Origin of the sequence: Corynebacterium choanae (genome assembly GCF_003813965.1) — a bacterium.
In the GTDB taxonomy this organism is placed as follows: Bacteria; Actinomycetota; Actinomycetes; order Mycobacteriales; family Mycobacteriaceae; genus Corynebacterium; species Corynebacterium choanae.
Window position 1 is genome coordinate 1602807 of sequence record NZ_CP033896.1, and the last position, 17240, is coordinate 1620046.

Sequence of the window (17240 nt, forward strand, 5' to 3'; positions counted from 1 at the left end):
AAACACAGCAAAGCCCTGCAGGAAGTCATAGGCTTCCGGCAGGGCTTGACCTCAGCTCACAAAAAGAGCACGAAAAATCTATTGCGGTTCCTGGTCACCGACGCGCGGCTGATCTAACATCGCATCTGCTGCCGCAGCAGCATCAGGGTGCTGAGTCTCGACCGGTTCTGCAGAGGAAGGCAAAGATTCTGCCGAATCGGACACGGTTGATTCCGACGCAGCTGATTCCGACACGCCGTTATCCCCAAGACCCGCATCGTCTGTAACCACGACGGTCTCCGATTCGGTGGAGTGTTCCGGGAATGCAAACGCAGTCGTCTCATCTGCGGTGGTCGTCACTCGCAGGCTCAGTGCCAAATCTTCCGCCTGCTTTGCAATAACATCAAGCATCGCATTGATATAGGCAGGCGAACTATCGGCAGAGTATTGACTGGCTAACTCGGTTCCCTCTACGGTTGCAACCGCCGGCGGCACCTCGTCGTTGAAAAGCATCTCCCACACCACAACCCGCAAAATCGCACGATCGACACCGGCGATACGGTACAGCTCCCAATCATCGGTGAGATGATCAGCAATCACCTCGTCCAGACCATTCAACTCCTGGGCAACCCCCGCCAAGATCTCGCGGGTATATGCAGGTACCGGTTTCACCCCGTATTCCCGAATCGCCGATTCGCGTGACCGCACAGCCACTAGCTCTACGGGATCCAGGTCGCGCAATTCTGCCTCGAAAAGCAATTCCACCGCACGACTACGGGCTTTATAGCGTGAACCGTGACGACGATGACCACGCTGTACTCGACTCGATTGCGACTTCTCGGAAAGATCCATGAACCAACTTCGCTTCTCTGGTGTAGCCGTTTCAGCCACACCGACTAGGGTGAACCCGAATGGGGATGCAGTTAAGACATATCTAAGCCACAGCGACGACAGACCTGCTGCCGCCGTATAGCACTCATCGACGCTACCATTCCTTATTCAGAAACCTTCCCTCGCACCGAACCAATTCGGGGTGGAAGGACTGGTAGCAGTCATATCGGACAATCAGTAGACGACGACGTGCAAAAGCAACGCCAGGTGCAAGCAATAACGCCGTCTGCGACACATATCCAGTAAGCCAAATCATCCTAGCGGGCAACAGGTGTTCTGGCAACGTCTCCGCCCCCTGGGCCCAGGGAAACCATCACCTTCAACGGCTCGACACACAAGGTTCACCGTTGTGGAACACCTGCCGCGAAAGCAGAGATATTGGCGGCACAAAGAACAAGCACCCCCGCAACGATGCGAGTCCAACACCGTCGGTGGTCATCTGACACCTAGCACGAACACTAGTTGCACAACAGAGAACAAAACGACAGGGTGTATGGAGCAAATCGATACGGGAGTGCTTCAGGCTCAGCATTTGCGCTGAGAACGTTGGCTCTTGCGTTAGTTGTTTACACGCGAGAGATAAGATCCGTCGCGGGTATCGACCTTCAACACGTTGCCAGTTTCGATAAACAGCGGCACCTGGATTTCTGCGCCGGTTTCCAACGTGGCTGGCTTAGTACCCCCGGTGGAGCGATCGCCCTGCAGACCAGGATCGGTGTGGGCAACCTTCAACTCGACAGACACAGGCATGTCAACAAACAGTGCTTCACCGTCGTGGAAAGACACCTGGACTGTCATGTTTTCCAGCAGGAACCGGGCACCGTCGCCCATGAGGTGCTCGGCGATTTCGGTCTGCTCATAGGTTTTGTCATCCATGAACACATAGGATTCGCCGTCATGATACAGGTAGGTCATGTCGCGCCGATCCACTGTAGCGGTTTCCACCTTCACACCTGCGTTGAAGGTTTTGTCGGTCACCTTCCCGGAGACAACATCCTTGAGCTTGGTGCGCACGAAAGCCGGTCCTTTACCTGGCTTCACATGCTGGAACTCAATGATTTGCTGCAGTTTGTTGTCGATCTTCAGCACGAGACCGTTTTTGAAATCAGCGGTAGTTGCCACGGATGTGTACTCCTTGGGGAAAAACGAAAAGGGCAAAACGAAGGTTTTCACCTGCCCGCACGGTGCAACAACCTCAGAAAATGGATTGTGGTGCCGGCAGGTAACGCCACTGCAGTAATGGTTCTGCGAGCAAACACTGGAGCGGGCAAACCTGCCCGGCGAACCAGCCCAGCAGGCAAAACCCCTGTGTAGAAAGCAGGTTTTTCACTGCAGCGAAAAATCCGTGACTATCCTACCACCGCCAGCGATCAACTCCCTGTTCGACCTCGGGGTGGGTGAAGCTCACCGTACCGAGTAAGGTCAGAATCTCCTAGGAGATGACAGTGAGTTCCTTCGGATATGTGGTGATGTTTTCCGCTGCACCATCACGAATAATCAGCGTGTCTTCAATTCGCACGCCACCCTTGCCGGGAATATACACTCCAGGTTCGATTGTCAGCGTCATCCCGGCTGCAAGTTCGCCCGTGCTCTTTGCGGCGGCTGCCGGTGCTTCGTGAACATCCAACCCAATGCCGTGGCCTGTGGAGTGCACAAAATATTGTTCATATCCCGCCTCGCGGATAACCTCGCGGCAAGCAGCATCCACATCCTTGCATGCCGTCCCAGCAACAGCACGCTCCACACCAGCTTGTTGTGCCCGATACACCACATCGTAGATTTCTCGCGCGAAATCGGTAGGTTCGCCCACGATAAACGTGCGGGTGCAGTCGGAATTGTAGCCCCGCAGCAGCGCACCGTAGTCGATAGTGACCAGATCACCCGATTCGATCACCTTGTCGCTGGCACTGTGGTGCGGCTTCGAAGAATTCACCCCTGATGCGACGATAGTGTCAAAGGACGTCGACGCGGCCCCGAGCTTCCGCATCCGATATTCCAGATCAGCGGCGATGGCGATCTCTGTACGACCCACCGCTAATTCACCAGCTTCAATCAGCTCGCTGAGCGCCTGCGTTGCAAGCGCAGCAACTGCCCGCAGTTCGTCGAGTTCACCCTCGTCCTTGATCAACCGGACCTTTTCCACCAGCCCCGTCACCGGCACGAGTGTGACATCTTCCCCAACAGCTTCTTCCAATGCGTTGCGTTGCGAGACGGAAGTAAAATCTGCTTCATATCCCAGGCGGCAAGGCCCTTCCACAGTTGCCGCCAGCGTCGGCGCACACGCCGATGCGGTGATCGCTTGCAAATCTGGAACCTGTTCGGCGATCTGCGTGGTATAGCGTCCATCGGTTGCGACAGTTGCCGAAAGATCTTTCCGCAGTAACACGCCACCGTTGCTCCCCGTAAAACCGGTGAGATAGCGCACATGGACGCCGTGATCAACCACTAGCGCGTCAAGACGATCACCAGCAAATGCGGCGGCCACTGCGCGGCGTCGATTGGAATAGCGGGTATCTGCAAGCATGGTCATCGAAGGTGAGCTCCTTGAATACAAAAGTAATGAATAGGACACCACAACAGTGGTGATGTTTTCCAAGCCTCAAGCATAGCCGTCGCCGGCAATGTCCGTCTCGGGGGCACTCGTCGCCGCTGCAATGACTGCACCACAACCGTTCGCGATCCCGGATAAGAAGGGTACCGGCAGCTGTTTTTAGTCGGCGACCACTCAGTCATGACCATCGCGGTTCGCTGCAACGTGCCATCGCGCTGGAAGTTGGAGCCGACAACCACTTGCCACGACCGCGGATCGAAACAAGTCCCGAAGCAATCGCAGCCACCTTATTCGGCACCGGTAGTGCACAAGGACTTGCTCCCCGACCCCTGCATGATCCCAACGGTAGCGCACAACCCCACTTGATCGTCCCATATTCAAAGCCGCGCGGCACAACACAAGGACTGCCGCAAGCTCTACCACCAGTAGTGTGGTCTTCCGTAGATACCGGTCGGTACACCTGTGGACTATTACTTCCGATCTGCGGCAAGGCGTAAAGCTGTAGCATGAACAGCCAGCACATATCCATCGGTACCTGCGCCGACGATAATTCCCGCAGCAATCGGCGACAGTAATGAGGTGTGGCGAAATGCTTCCCGGGCGTGCACATTCGAGATGTGTACCTCGACAAACCCAGCACCGTCAGCAATCTCAGCGAGGGCGTCGCGCAGCGCAACCGAAGTATGCGTCAAGCCGCCAGGGTTGATAATAATCGGTGTTCCGGCATCCGCCGCAGCATGCACCCAATCGATGAGTTCACCTTCATGATTTGACTGCTTGAGCACCACAGTATGCCCATGCCGGTTCGCTTCTTTCTCCATCAACTGCTGCACATCGGCCAACGTGGTATGGCCGTAGACTTCCGGCTGTCGTTTACCGAGCCGATCCAAATTTGGCCCGTTCAGGCACAAGATTTCTGCCATGGTTTCCCAGTCCCTTCTATCAGTGTCGCCGCTTCACCGGCAACGGCTTTGGCCGCTCATCGATGGTTGCAATGTGACTTACCAACCGAACCGTTTGGGGGTTATCCAGCCTTGCACCAGGTGTGCTGCGAACACCCTGGCAGGTTTCCTGCGTGGTGTACCCGGTATCTGTGGTGTTTCCGGTGCGCTTATCCTATGGATTATTGCTCGTCTGCCAGCGACAGCATCATCGCATAGGCCTGCTCGCACTGGGCACGTTCAATACCGTCCACGATTTCTGGCTGCTGCAACTCGGCAAGCAGCACAAACCGTACCCGCCCAGCAACGTTCTTCTTATCCAGCAGCATGGTTGCAAACAGCTCATCGAAAGCATCCGGATCATACGTCGTTGGCAGCCCAATCGATTGCAACACTGACACGTGGGTCGCTACTGCTGCCCGATCAAGACGACCAGTGACATGCGCCAAACAAGCAGCGAACACCATGCCGACGGCCACCGCATTGCCATGCCGCCACTGATAGTCCTCCCGCTGTTCAATGGCATGCGCCAAGGTGTGGCCGTAGTTCAAAATCATCCGCAAATTGGATTCTTTAAAGTCCTGACCGACAACATCAGCTTTCACCTGAATAGCGCGCGCGATCAATTCAGCAAGGACCTCACCGTTGTGCAACGCCTCCGCAGGATACTGCTGGTAAAGCTCAACGATCCGCGGATCTACAATGAAACCAGCCTTGATGATCTCAGCGCTGCCCGAAATGAGTTCTTGTGCCGGCAACGTGTCAAGGAATCGCAAATCGCAGAACACAGCCGCCGGCTCGTGAAAGGCGCCCACCAGGTTTTTACCCCGTGGCGTGTTAATCCCGGTTTTACCGCCCACCGCAGCATCAACCATGCCCAGCAACGTGGTTGGCACCTGCACGACCTGTACACCACGCATCCATGCGGCTGCCACAAAACCCGCCAAGTCGGTGGCTGCACCCCCACCTAAACCGACCACCACATCACGACGCCCAAAGGAATGTTCCCCCAACACATCCCAACACTGTTGACACGTCGCAAACGTCTTTCCGGCCTCTGCGTCGGCAATTGGCAACGCAATGACTTTCAGCCCAGCAGCCTGCAGCGAGTCGGTGAATTGTTCGCAAGCGGCAGCAAGATTTTCCTGATAGATAATCGCCACCGTCGAAACTCCGTCACGCTGAGCAATATGGTCGGTAAGCTGCGGGGCAAGATCAGTACCGATAGTGACCGTGTAAGGCGTGGGACTTTGAACTGTGATGGTGTGGGCAGGCTGATTCTTGGTTTCCATGGGTGAACCGATCCAATACAGGTTAAAAAGACAAGGCGGGCAACGGTACCAAGCGACGACCAGTTTGTGGTGGTTGGTTGCACAGCAGTGCAATGAAACCAACCGTCACCACCGGAATGTGTGTCGCAATAATGCGGTAGCATCCCCCCCAGCCGAGAAGCTAGTCGGTAAACACTGCACCGCATTCGGTAACGAAAGGTCAGGACGATGGTGCTAAAACACGGTTTCGCCGTGTTCTAGGGCTTCCGGGTTTGTGGTAGGCGGATGAGTGTCAGGATGATCCTCACACCAGTTGAGAATTTTTGCGACCGCCTGCTGTGGGCTGCACTGATCAGTGCGTACCCGCATATCACACAGGTCGCTATAAAGCGGTGTCCGCGATTCGCGGAGTGCAATGTAACGTGCCAACGGATCATCCGCGGCTAGCAGCGGCCGGTTGGTATCCCCGCTAGTGCGCCGAACCCCTTCTGCAGGGCTCACATCCAGCCACACGACAGTGTGCTCGCGCAACATATCCCGCACAGCTGGGGTTTCCACTGCCCCGCCGCCTAAGGAAACAATGCCAGTTTCCGCTAAGGTGTTGCGAATGACCTCAGCTTCAGCTTGCCGAAATTCTGCAAGCCCACGGGTGCGAATAATCTCCCCACAGGGCATACCGAAGCTGTGCGCTAACCGTTCATCGGTGTCGATAAACGTAGTCGATAACGCACTGGCCAACCGTCTTCCGATGGTGGTTTTCCCTGCTCCGGGAGGGCCAACCAGATAAATAAGCGATTGATAGCTCACGTGTTCCTTCTTTTCGGCGTGAAACAACAAACCGTTTTTTCAACAGCGGCAACTTCGCTGGTGACAGCAGCAAGCACACCTTGCCGGTTTTCAACAGCGGTTACCAATAGTGTTGTGCTAAAGATAGACGGCAAACCCAACAGTGTGTACACCTCTGCTATTTGCGGACTTCGCACAACAACAGCAGCACACGTGTTGGATGCAATTCCTGCCACGGGGCGGCAACGAGCAGCCTCTGTTACAAACGAATGCAACTCCGATGTGCCAGAGCCTGCCGGGTTATCGCGAAGCCAACAGTGTTTACCCTACCGAGCCGGTAGCATCGTCGATGCAATGTTGCGCAAAAATGTTGCATCAATCAAACACCGCCGCAGTCGTGCCTGGTGTCTATCAGGGTGACAACACCCAAAAACCTGCTTCGCGCCGTTTCACAGCACGAAGTATGCCACAAGTTGTATCGCTACCATCGGTGCGTTTCGTTTCACTTTCCAGCGCGACCAACTTGATGTTTTTCCACCCGGCGGCCAACCGTCTTTTCTGCGCAGGTGGCGCAGTGACGGGATTGTCACTGCTGCATGAAACCCTACCTGCAACAAGCATCGGCGAAGTAGCTGTGCAGATGCTATTCGGTTGCGGCAAACGACAGCCGCTGAGCGAGACGTTGCTGGTAGCTTTCCAAATTCGCTGCAACCTGATCTTTCGAATTGCCCCCAACCATTGCGAGCAGTTCACGACACACCACCAGTGCAACCATAGCTTCACAGACCACTGCAGCAGCCGGCACCGCACACACATCTGAACGCTGATGTATTGCGGTTGCCGCATCACCGGTAGCCATATCGATTGTTTTTAGCGCACGCGGAACTGTCGAGATTGGTTTCATCGCAGCCCGCACAATCAGCGGTTGACCATTTGTCATACCGCCTTCGAGACCACCGGCCCGGTTCGACAACCGTTGCACACCGTCTTCGGTGCGCACCATTTCGTCATGGGCTTGGCTACCACGGCGGCGCGCTTCAGCAAACCCGTCACCGATTTCCACACCTTTAATCGCTTGGATACTCATCACGGCTTGCGCCAATTGCGCATCAAGACGGGACTCGCCGGTGACATAGCTGCCCAGACCGATCGGTAAACCAGCAACCACCACTTCGACAACACCCCCCAAGGTGTCGCCCTGTTTTTTCGCTGCCTCGATAGCCTCAATCATTGAAGCTTCCGCATCCTTATCGAATGCCCGTACCGGAGAGGCATCGATTGCTTCTTCATCGGCGGACGCCGGTATCGGACCGGTATAGGGGGTTGACTCACCAATCGAGACCACATGTGAGATCACCGACACCCCAAGCAGTTCCGCAAGGATCTGTTTTGCCACTGCACCGCAGGCGACCCGTGCCGCAGTCTCCCGCGCCGAGGCACGCTCAAGTACTTCCCGTGCATCGTCAAAATCGTATTTCAACATGCCAGCGAAGTCGGCATGTCCTGGACGTGGTCGGGTCAATGTGGCACCCCGTCCGGAGGCGAGCGCAGCCTGCACTTCCGGATCGTTTTCATCAAGCGGTGAAGGTGACATCAACGTCGTCCATTTTGGCCATTCGCTGTTGAAAATTTCCAGCGCGATTGGTGACCCTAGCGTGTGCCCATGTCGCACACCGGTCAGAACGGTCAGCTCATCGGCCTCAAATTTCATGCGGGCACCGCGCCCATATCCCAGACGGCGGCGAGCAAGTTCCCGGGAGATCTTTTCCCGGTCAAGGGTAAAGCCTGCTGGAACACCTTCCAGCATGGCGATGAGCGCCTGGCCGTGCGATTCTCCTGCGGTTGTCCATCGAAGCATGTGCTCTATTGTGTCAGAAGACTGCCGCACACTGTAAGCCAGGGCAGTGTTTTTGCTCAGCTCCCCTACATACGGGCAAGCAGCAGCACCCCTATTCGCCGCCCACCTGCGAAAAAGCCGATGCTTTTCCAATGTTGGTGCTGCTACAACGAACCTGCTCAAGTCATTTACATACCCGCAAATACAACCAGGCCTGTGGCGGCTACCATTGCTGGACTGTGCGGGGCGCTAACCGTTCGTAGCTTCCCCAGCAGCAGAAGATGCAGCACGCTTGCAATCCCTAGTACCAATAGCACACTGCCCGCATCGGGAAGCAGCATCCCCAACACTCCTGCAAGTTTGATATCTCCCCCGCCGAGACCGCCACAAATAGTTGCGATGATGAGATAGGCAAGCCACCAACCCAGGCCGGTTATTACCGCTGCCCCATGCCCGCTGCTGAGCAATAAGACTCCTGCCGCCCACCCCACGGGCAAGATTTCCACATCTGGAATCCGGCCGGTCACCCAGTCGTACCTGGCTACACCTACCAGCCACCAAGTGACTATCGCCAATGCCCCAACACGACCCATTGTCGCAGCCGGGGATACTGTGCACAGCACAACCCCTTCGACAACAGAGTCTGCCGACTGAAAACACCAAGGATGGGTGCTGGTTGCGACTTGCACCACTATTGCTGCTGCTACCAGCAGCTGGTAGCCAACGTGGCGAAGCACTTGCCGGCGGGAGATCGCTGCCCTGGGGTCGTCAATGGCGGAAATTGCACCAGGCGCAGCATCGCTGGGGTGACTGGACCGCGCTGCAGGGTCGGTCGTTGTTTTCCCTGCTGATGCGCTACACCCTGCAGGTGCCACAGCGTTCGAGTTTGCTGCTGCATCAATGCTGTACCGCGTGGCAAGTTGTTCTCTTTTCACACTTGGTTCAGACTGCCAACCGCTTCGTGTCGGTTCCGCCATCTACCCTACGACACAGTGCAGCGGCAGCTGCATCTTCTGGGCTGCACGTTGCACCAGAGCCGGGGATCGTGTTCTGCGACTGGCGAACGCAAGCAGCTTACTGCGCGGGAAGCGATAATGCGGCAGTCAACGCCTCCCACATGGCCTGGTGGGGAGCCTTTTGGCCGGTAAACAGCGTAAATTGGCTATACGCCTGATGCGCCAGCATGACATGACCACCAACAACCGGGATGTCCGTCGCAACAGCTTGTGCAACTAGTGGGGTTGGCCACGGATGGTAGATCACATCTAGTAATGGTGCTTGGACAATTTCCGGAGCGATCCCTGCTACTGCCTGGGAAGGGACAGTGGAGATCACCACATCTGCGGCAGCACACAATGCGGGTACATCCGCGAACGATGCCATGGCAAGTTCACTGTCGATCTGCTGCTGCAGGTCAACAAACTCGGCACTTCGATCGCGACGATTGATGAGGGTGATCACGGATGCGCCGAGGGCTGCCAGCGCATACACTGCCGGCCGCGCGGTTCCCCCAGCCCCGATAATGACCGCCCGCTGCGGTGGATGGTCGTGATCAATTCCCAACCCCGCCAGAGCACCACTAATCCCGTCACAGTCGGTGTTATCAGCAAACCAGCTATCATCGTCCCGACGCAGCAAAGTGTTTGCTGAGCCAATGATGCGCGCCCGCGCGGAGGCTTCACTGGCAAACGCTAATGCCGCAAATTTTGCCGGCATTGTCACCGAATAGCCGACGAAACGCTGCGGCGCGGTGGAAACAAGCTTCGGCAGCATCTCCCCGGTGCACCGCATGCGGTCATAGTGCCAGTTGCTAAGCCCTAATGCGGCATATCCAGCATTGTGCAACACCGGTGATAACGAGTGATCAATCGGATCACCTAAGACTGCTGCTTGTCGTAATTGTTCACCCATATTGCCGCCTTCAAATTCGCTACCATCAACAGCTTTCCGGTGCGGTGCATCCACCGCCGGATGGTAGCGATGCTACCTGCAAACCGGCGACACCCGTGAAATGGCGGATCCGCAACACTTTGCACTGCACTTTCCCAAGTGCTCCTCATAGTGCGCTGCGATGGGAAGCCGGAAAATGTCTCGATGCTTGCATACCCTCCCAGGATTTGCAATACGCCAACCGCAAGAACGCCAGGGTTTTCCAAGATGAAAAAAGCACCATGGTGGCCGGCCTCTCAGAGGCGACAACCATGGTGCCGAAAAAACCATGTCGTGAAGGAATCGTCCGGTGTTTTTACTGTTCCCGCTGTGAGTCCAGCACACCGTTATCGACGGCCTGACCGGTGGAGTTCATATGCTCTTCGAAGGTGTTGTTAAACACGGTGGTGCCATCTTGGTCGACCGTGACAAAGAAGAGCCAATCGCCAGGTTCTGGATCTTCCATAGCTTCGAGCGCTTCCACTGAAGGGCTAGCAATGGGTGTAGCTGGCAGCCCGTCTGCAGCATACGTGTTCCAGGCAGTCACCCGGGCACGATCCTCGTCGGTGGTCGCAACCTCCTGATCAGCGAGGTCATAGTTCACCGTTGAGTCGAACTCGAGCCGCATTGGTACTGCTAACCGGTTGACAATTACACGAGCAACTTTGCGGAATTCGCCGGCTGGTGATTCACGCTCCACCAGCGATGCTGCGGTAAGCAGCTCGTAGGGGGTGAACTGTGATTGGGAGGCTTTGTCGATAATCCCGGTTTCATCCCACACCTTGGCCGACTTGGTGAGCAGCTCCCGGAGAATGTCCTTCGCCTGAGCGGTGGGATTAACAACATATTCACCCGGAGCGATCAGTCCTTCGATGCGGCGTGGATCGGTTCCCCGCGCAGTGACTTGATCGATTGCCCATTCTGGCACACCGAGTTCAGCAGGTGGAGTAAATGCTGCCGCATCATTGAGCTTTGCAACCGTGACACAGTTGCTATTGGCTGCTTGCCCACAGGCCAGCTGAGAGATCTGGGAGAAAATCCCTAACCGGGTCGAACCACCGACAACCACCACATCGTTAATTGTCGCTCCAGGTTGCACTTGCAACAATTCGACTTTGTGTCCAGGATCGAGCAAGGCTGCCACCGCAGCTTCGGCACTCATCTCCCCTTCGAGACGATAGTAGCCGGGTTGCACATTGGCTGCGTCACTATTTTCGGATGCTGCCCGCTGGAAGGCACTGTTCGACTTCACAATGCCGCGCTCGACGAGTTCAGGTCCTAGCGCTGAAACACTCGATCCGGGGGCGATCTCCACGAGTTCAACCACCCCGTTTCCATTGCCGACATAGTCTTGTTCGGCAGGTGCAGTCATTAGTCGCACTCCGATATAGGCGGTGACAAGCACAATGACCAGTACGGCAGCGACGACCACTGACACGAACCGGGAACGTCCGTCTGGGTGGGTGGGGCGGGAGTTTCGACTCACGGGCTTATCCTCAAGCGGGGTCAGATTGACGATGCCCAGTTCGTTTCTGGGCATCACAGTTGGGGTTGGTGGTATTACCAAACAGCAAAAACCTAACACATCTGTGTTTCAGGCTCTCCTTGCAACGCCACACCAGGCGGCAACATAGCAAGCAGTCAGCCATACCATGTCCTGGCATGTGGCTGCCTCCACAAGCTGAAAATCCTGGGGAAACAGCCCACAGCTGTGTTGCCTGTAATCATATCGTGATCGGAGAGCTGACACGACATTGCGGCACAAGTCCACGATTGTCGTGGTCGCAGCCTGACACCTGGACCGCTGTGCTGCGCGACGATGCGGACCACTGCCCTCTTTTCAACGCTCCATACGCTGTGGCTAGCGGGGGTCCAACCAGCATCTAAAAGCTGTTATAGCCGACTGGCGCGACCATCGAGCCAATGCTGCAAAATCGCCACTGCCGCCGCCTGGTCGATCACTGCCCTGCCCTTTTTCGCGTTTACCCCGCTAGCCCGTAACGCATTTGATGCCGCAACTGTGGTGAGCCGCTCGTCAGCGTAGCGAACCGCAATGGTTGCAGTTTCCGGATTCGCAGCAAGAAGTTCAGCGAGTTTCGTACCGAAAAATGTGGCTTCCTGGACAGACGCGGAGCCTTGGCCTTTGAGGTTTCTCGGCAATCCAACAATGATCTCAACGGGTCGGTATTCTTCCACCAGGTGAATAATCCGAGCAAAATCTTCGCCGGCTGCTTGACCTTGCTTGGTGATACGGCGAACAGTTTCAACAGGGGTGGCAAGCATGCCCATTGAGTCAGATACCGCCACACCAATGCGAACTGTGCCAACGTCTAGACCGAGGCGACGGCCAGCACCTGGATCGTTAACCCCAGGAACATCGGGAGTTGGATAGCTTGCCCGTGATGAGCTGCCTGCAGCGTCGCTGTGTGGCATAAATCGTTGTCCTTTCCACGAAGAATCGAGCCTTTGCCGCCCCGCAGGCCCGATATTCGACACTTTCGGAATGTATACCACAGGCAGTGGTGGCAAAACACAGCAGTGCAATACACCCCGGATGCTGCGTGTATCCCAGTCCTAGTGTCGGCGACGGGCTCTGGCGCACAGGGGGCGGCACGGCAAATGGCGGGATGTAGTGGGTGCGGTGGCTGAAAAACTGCAAACCGTGCCGCACCCTAAACGGGCCGCAGCTATCGTGTTGTGCGCCGACACCTTGCCAGTCTTGCTGACTGTATCGCGACTGCCTAGCTGTCTCTATTTAGTGGGCTGCCACAGCAGTGCGGACTGCTGCAAACGCATCATTGAATCCTGCAGCACGGGTGCCGGAACCTTGCGCCATGTCGGCCTTCCCACCGCCCCGACCATCGACGAAGCGAGACATTTCCTTGACGAGGTCACCTGCTTTGATGTCCTTGTCCACAGCGGCCGGTGTACACGCCACAATAAACGGTGCTTTCCCGTTCTCGTCGGCGCCAAGCGCAATAACTGCGGCACGGGACCCAAAGCGGGCTTTAATATCGGTGGCGATCTGGCGGAGATCCCCACCTGAGACACCGTCAAGCAATTCGGTGACTACCGCAACATCGCCAACGGTGATCGCCGTATCGACAAAAGCACCGGCCTGCTGCTGGAGCTGCTGCTTGCGTAATTGAGCCAACTGCTTTTCAGCAGCGCGAAGTTTCTCACTGAGTTGCGCCACCCGATCAGGGAGTTCATCAGTGGGTGTTTTCAGCAGTGTTGCGGTGTGTGCAGCCAGGTGCCGCTGATTAGACAGGTATCCCATCGAATCAAGCCCTGAATAAGCTTCAATGCGGCGCACACCGGAGCCCACCGAGGATTCCCCAAGCAGTGTCACCGGACCGATCTGGGAGGCGTGACCGACATGGGTGCCACCGCACAGCTCCCGGCTAAAATCGCCGGCGATTTCCACAACTCGCACCACATCACCGTAGTTTTCCCCGAACAGTGCCATAGCCCCCATGGCTTTCGCCTCCGCAAGGGAAGTTTCGAAGGTGTTGACCTGATAGTCGGCGTCAACCACTTCGTTGGTGAGCGCCTCAATGCGGGCTAGCTGCTCAGGGGTGAGCGGATCGGTGTAGTTGAAGTCGAAACGTAAATATCCGGGCTTGTTCATCGAACCGGCCTGAACCGCAGTTGGGCCTAAGATTTCGCGAAGCGCACCGTGAATCAGATGGGTCGCCGAGTGGGCTTGGCGTGCTTGATGACGCCACGTTGGGTCAACAGTAGCTATTGCCTGCTGGCCTACCTCAATTGCACCGCGGGTGACTGTGGCGCGGTGAATCCACAGTTTTTTGCCGACTTTCTGCACATCTTCCACGGTCAGCAGCGTGTCACCGACAGTAATCGTGCCGCGGTCGCCGAGTTGTCCGCCGCCTTCGGCATACATTGGGGTGGTATCTAGGATCACCTCAACTTCGTCGCCCTCTTCTGCTGTGTGCAGCAGCTGCCCGCCAGCTACCAGACCAAGAACCTGGGCTTCGTCAGCAAGCTGGGTATAGCCGGTGAAATGGGTGGGGTGCTCGTCAACGAACTGGCGGTAGACACTGACATCTGCGCCGCCGGTTTTCTTCGCCTTGTTATCGGCTTTTGCGCGTGCCCGCTGCTCAGCCATGAGCGCTTCGAAGCCTTCCCGATCCACTTCTAGGCCTTGTTCGCTGGCCATCTCCAACGTCAAATCGATGGGGAACCCGTAGGTGTCGTGGAGGGTGAAAGCTTTCTCGCCCGCCAGAGTCGACTGGCCAGCAGCCTTAGCCTCCTGCGCAACCTGGGTAAACAGGTGGGTACCGGATTCGAGTGTGCGCAAAAATGCGCGTTCTTCAGCGACCGCAGTGCGAATAATCCGCTCCCGGGCGTCGGCGATCTCCGGATAGGACGGTGTCATCGTATCCATGATGGTGTTCATAAACACTTCCATCGTGGCGCCGTTTGCCCCAAGCAGGCGGGCGGAACGAATGATGCGACGCAACAAACGACGAAGAATATAGCCGCGTCCCTCATTACCTGGGGTCACCCCATCCAGCATCAGCATCATGCCGGTGCGGGAATGGTCTGCAATAACCCGGAAACGCACATCGTCGGCATGATTCGCCCCATAGGTTGCCCCGGTGAGCGAAATTGCGGCATCGATGACCGGGCGCAGCAAATCTGTTTCGTAGACGTTGTCCACACCTTGCAAAATGCAGGCAACCCGCTCAATTCCGAGACCGGTATCGATATTCTTTTTCGGCAACGGCCCTAAGATCTCAAAATTGTCTTTTCCGGTGCCTTCACCGCGTTCATTCTCCATGAACACGAGATTCCAAATCTCCATGTAGCGGGTGTCATCGGCAATCGGGCCGCCTTCGACACCGTAGGCTGGACCGCGGTCATAGTAGATTTCGCTGCACGGCCCGCACGGCCCGGGGATGCCCATCGACCAATAGTTGTCGGCCATGCCCAGCCGTTGAATTCGCTGTTCAGGAATCCCGATCACGTCACGCCAAATATTTGCGGCTTCATCATCGTCGAGATAAACCGTAACCCACAGCCGCTCGGGATCAAGTCCATAACCACCGGATTCGACCGAACCGGTCAGCAGCCCCCAGGCGTGTTCGATTGCCCCCTGCTTAAAGTATTGGCCGAAAGAGAAATTCCCGGCCATCTGGAAAAATGTGTTATGGCGGGTGGTGATACCGACTTCTTCAATATCCAAGGTGCGGACACATTTTTGGATGGAAGTCGCAGTCCCGTTGGCAAACGGCGGGTTTTGCTGTCCGAGGAAATACGGTTTAAATGGCACCATGCCGGCGTTGACAAACAGCAGGGTGGGGTCGTCCAGAATCAGCGGAGCGCTCGGCACCTCGGTGTGGCCAGCGCTGACAAAATGCTGAATAAATCGTTCCCGGATTTCATGGGTTTGCACGGCGGCGAAGTGTCCTTTTCATCTCGAACGGGTGCGCAGCATGCTGCTGCGTCGAAACAAGTGTTATCTGTACAGTATGGGCAGTATAGGCGGACAGAGCAACGGATCCCACATTGGGCTCAGCATTCCTGTGGTACTTCCGGCTGTTTTCAGTGGCAGATTCCCCTACCCAACGGGTGATACGGGGCATGGTGGTTATCGATCATCGGTGCCACGCACAATGCTGCGCAAGCGCCGATGGACTTGGCTTAGCCGGGCTTCTTCCCCGTGTCCTGCAGGCTGATAATACTGTTTGTCTTCAAGTGCTGTTGGCATATATTGCTGCTGCACTACACCTCGCGGCGCATGATGCGGATAGTTGTAGCCTTGGGCGTGGCCGAGTTTTTCCGCCCCCGCATAGTGGCCGTCCCGGAGGTGAACGGGGACAGGACCTGCTAAACCAGCCGCCACATCAGCAATCGCCGCATCAATGGCGTGATACACCGCATTCGACTTCGGGGCGAGCGCCAAATAGACCACCAGCTGGGCGAGGTTGATGCGCGCCTCCGGCAAACCAATCAAATGCACTGCGTCAGCGGTAGCGGTCGCCTGTACGAGGGCCTGCGGGTCGGCAAGACCTATGTCTTCGCTGGCCAAAATAATGAGCCGCCGGCAGATAAAGCGCGGATCTTCCCCGGCATGGATCATGCGTGCCAAATAGTGCAGGCTGGCATCAACATCAGAGCCACGAATGGATTTAATCAGTGCACTGGTGACGTCATAGTGCTGATCCCCTGAACGGTCATAGCGCACCACAGCCTGCTGCATATTGTCGGCCACCATCGCGGCCGTGAGCTCGCCGCCGGTTGGCACGGTTTCCGCCACCGCTTCCAAATAGGTTAATGCCCGCCGCGCATCGCCACCGGAGAGTCGAACAAGTTGCTCTAGCGCCGGCTCCGCGACGGTTATTCGTCCATCCAAGCCACGGATATCGGTGATCGCCCGGTGCAGCAGAGTTGCGATGTCATCTTCAGCAAGGGGCTGAAGCTGAATAACCAGCGAGCGGGATAACAGCGGTGCTACGACTGCAAACGAAGGATTCTCCGTAGTCGCCGCAACCAGAGTAATGATCCGATTTTCTACGGCCGCTAAGAGCGCATCCTGCTGGGTTTTAGAAAACCGATGAACCTCATCGATAAACAGCACAGTAGGCTGCCCTGCAGCGAGGTTTTTCCGGGCGGCGGCAATGACTTCCCGGACTTCCTTCACCCCCGCTGACAGTGCCGATAAGGCGACAAATTTCCGGGCTGTTGCCTGCGAGATCAAAGATGCCAAGGTGGTTTTTCCGGTACCTGGCGGCCCGTATAAGATCACCGAGTTTTCTCCCTGGCCGTTGATGAGGCGCTCTAAGGGTTTACCTGCTCCAAGGACGTGTTGTTGTCCCACCACCTCAGCAAGGTTGCGGGGACGCATACGAGCGGCAAGTGGCGCCCCTGCCCCGGGATGAAAATAGGTCGTTGACCCATCATCGGCTATTCGGTTCACCGCCGCTGAGTCTGCTTGTCCTGAGCCTGATTTGGGCTGCGCCGACTCGGCGGATGGTTGTCTACTTCCGGCGATAGCAGCGTCATCAAACAGTGGGTTTTCCGCCATAGCG

Annotated in this window: 13 protein-coding genes; all 13 read right to left on the reverse strand. The window is 56.5% G+C overall.

The annotated features are described in order from the left end of the window. Nucleotides 1-78: 78 nt before the first annotated feature. The 13 genes from nusB to CCHOA_RS05795 all read right to left on the reverse strand — a co-directional run bounded on the left by nusB (nt 79) and on the right by CCHOA_RS05795 (nt 17236). Nucleotides 79-870 carry a transcription antitermination factor NusB gene (gene nusB, locus CCHOA_RS05735; protein ID WP_245992082.1) on the reverse strand — a complete coding sequence of 264 codons (792 nt, stop codon included), beginning with the start codon at nt 868-870 and terminating at the stop codon, nt 79-81. Nucleotides 871-1428: 558 nt separating this feature from the next. Next, nucleotides 1429-1992 (reverse strand): elongation factor P, encoded by a 564-nt coding sequence (gene efp / locus CCHOA_RS05740; protein WP_123928069.1) that lies wholly within the window; start codon nt 1990-1992, stop codon nt 1429-1431. A gap of 310 nt (nt 1993-2302) precedes the next feature. Continuing rightward, a complete protein-coding gene (locus CCHOA_RS05745) occupies nt 2303-3400 on the reverse strand; it encodes a M24 family metallopeptidase (protein ID WP_123928072.1) in 1098 nt (365 codons plus the stop codon). 491 nt (nt 3401-3891) lie between these two features. Continuing rightward, nucleotides 3892-4344 (reverse strand): type II 3-dehydroquinate dehydratase, encoded by a 453-nt coding sequence (aroQ, locus tag CCHOA_RS05750; protein ID WP_123928075.1) that lies wholly within the window; start codon nt 4342-4344, stop codon nt 3892-3894. Nucleotides 4345-4544: 200 nt separating this feature from the next. Continuing rightward, entirely contained in the window at nt 4545-5654 is a 1110-nt protein-coding gene (gene aroB / locus CCHOA_RS05755) for a 3-dehydroquinate synthase (protein ID WP_123928078.1), read from the reverse strand. A gap of 213 nt (nt 5655-5867) precedes the next feature. Continuing rightward, nucleotides 5868-6440: a shikimate kinase gene (locus CCHOA_RS05760; RefSeq protein ID WP_245992083.1), complete on the reverse strand. Its 573-nt coding sequence runs from the start codon at nt 6438-6440 to the stop codon at nt 5868-5870. Nucleotides 6441-7062: 622 nt separating this feature from the next. Next, a complete protein-coding gene (aroC, locus tag CCHOA_RS05765; RefSeq protein WP_123928081.1) occupies nt 7063-8277 on the reverse strand; it encodes a chorismate synthase in 1215 nt (404 codons plus the stop codon). Nucleotides 8278-8444: 167 nt separating this feature from the next. Next, nucleotides 8445-9131: a prepilin peptidase gene (locus CCHOA_RS05770; RefSeq protein ID WP_164472403.1), complete on the reverse strand. Its 687-nt coding sequence runs from the start codon at nt 9129-9131 to the stop codon at nt 8445-8447. Between the two features lie 199 nt (nt 9132-9330). Then, the gene (locus CCHOA_RS05775) at nt 9331-10167 is read right to left on the reverse strand and encodes a shikimate dehydrogenase (RefSeq protein ID WP_123930904.1); all 837 of its coding nucleotides are present in this window, start codon (nt 10165-10167) and stop codon (nt 9331-9333) included. 334 nt (nt 10168-10501) lie between these two features. After that, complete coding sequence (gene mltG / locus CCHOA_RS05780; protein WP_245992084.1) at nt 10502-11671, reverse strand: endolytic transglycosylase MltG; 1170 nt, start codon at nt 11669-11671, stop codon at nt 10502-10504. 407 nt (nt 11672-12078) lie between these two features. Continuing rightward, entirely contained in the window at nt 12079-12618 is a 540-nt protein-coding gene (gene ruvX, locus CCHOA_RS05785) for a Holliday junction resolvase RuvX (protein ID WP_123928090.1), read from the reverse strand. Nucleotides 12619-12940: 322 nt separating this feature from the next. Further along, a complete protein-coding gene (gene alaS / locus CCHOA_RS05790) occupies nt 12941-15604 on the reverse strand; it encodes an alanine--tRNA ligase (protein ID WP_123928093.1) in 2664 nt (887 codons plus the stop codon). A 195-nt stretch (nt 15605-15799) separates the two neighbouring features. Beyond that, complete coding sequence (locus CCHOA_RS05795) at nt 15800-17236, reverse strand: replication-associated recombination protein A (RefSeq protein WP_123928096.1); 1437 nt, start codon at nt 17234-17236, stop codon at nt 15800-15802. Between the last annotated feature and the right edge of the window lie 4 nt (nt 17237-17240).

What these genes read in the sequence shown, in the direction of transcription:
- aroB (WP_123928078.1), bottom strand. Translation starts at nt 5,654, where the DNA reads ATGGAAACCAAGAATCAGCCTGCCCACACCATCACAGTTCAAAGTCCC.
- ruvX (WP_123928090.1), bottom strand. Translation starts at nt 12,618, where the DNA reads ATGCCACACAGCGACGCTGCAGGCAGCTCATCACGGGCAAGCTATCCA.
- CCHOA_RS05745 (WP_123928072.1), bottom strand. Translation starts at nt 3,400, where the DNA reads ATGACCATGCTTGCAGATACCCGCTATTCCAATCGACGCCGCGCAGTG.
- CCHOA_RS05775 (WP_123930904.1), bottom strand. Translation starts at nt 10,167, where the DNA reads ATGGGTGAACAATTACGACAAGCAGCAGTCTTAGGTGATCCGATTGAT.
- aroQ (WP_123928075.1), bottom strand. Translation starts at nt 4,344, where the DNA reads ATGGCAGAAATCTTGTGCCTGAACGGGCCAAATTTGGATCGGCTCGGT.
- CCHOA_RS05795 (WP_123928096.1), bottom strand. Translation starts at nt 17,236, where the DNA reads ATGGCGGAAAACCCACTGTTTGATGACGCTGCTATCGCCGGAAGTAGA.
- aroC (WP_123928081.1), bottom strand. Translation starts at nt 8,277, where the DNA reads ATGCTTCGATGGACAACCGCAGGAGAATCGCACGGCCAGGCGCTCATC.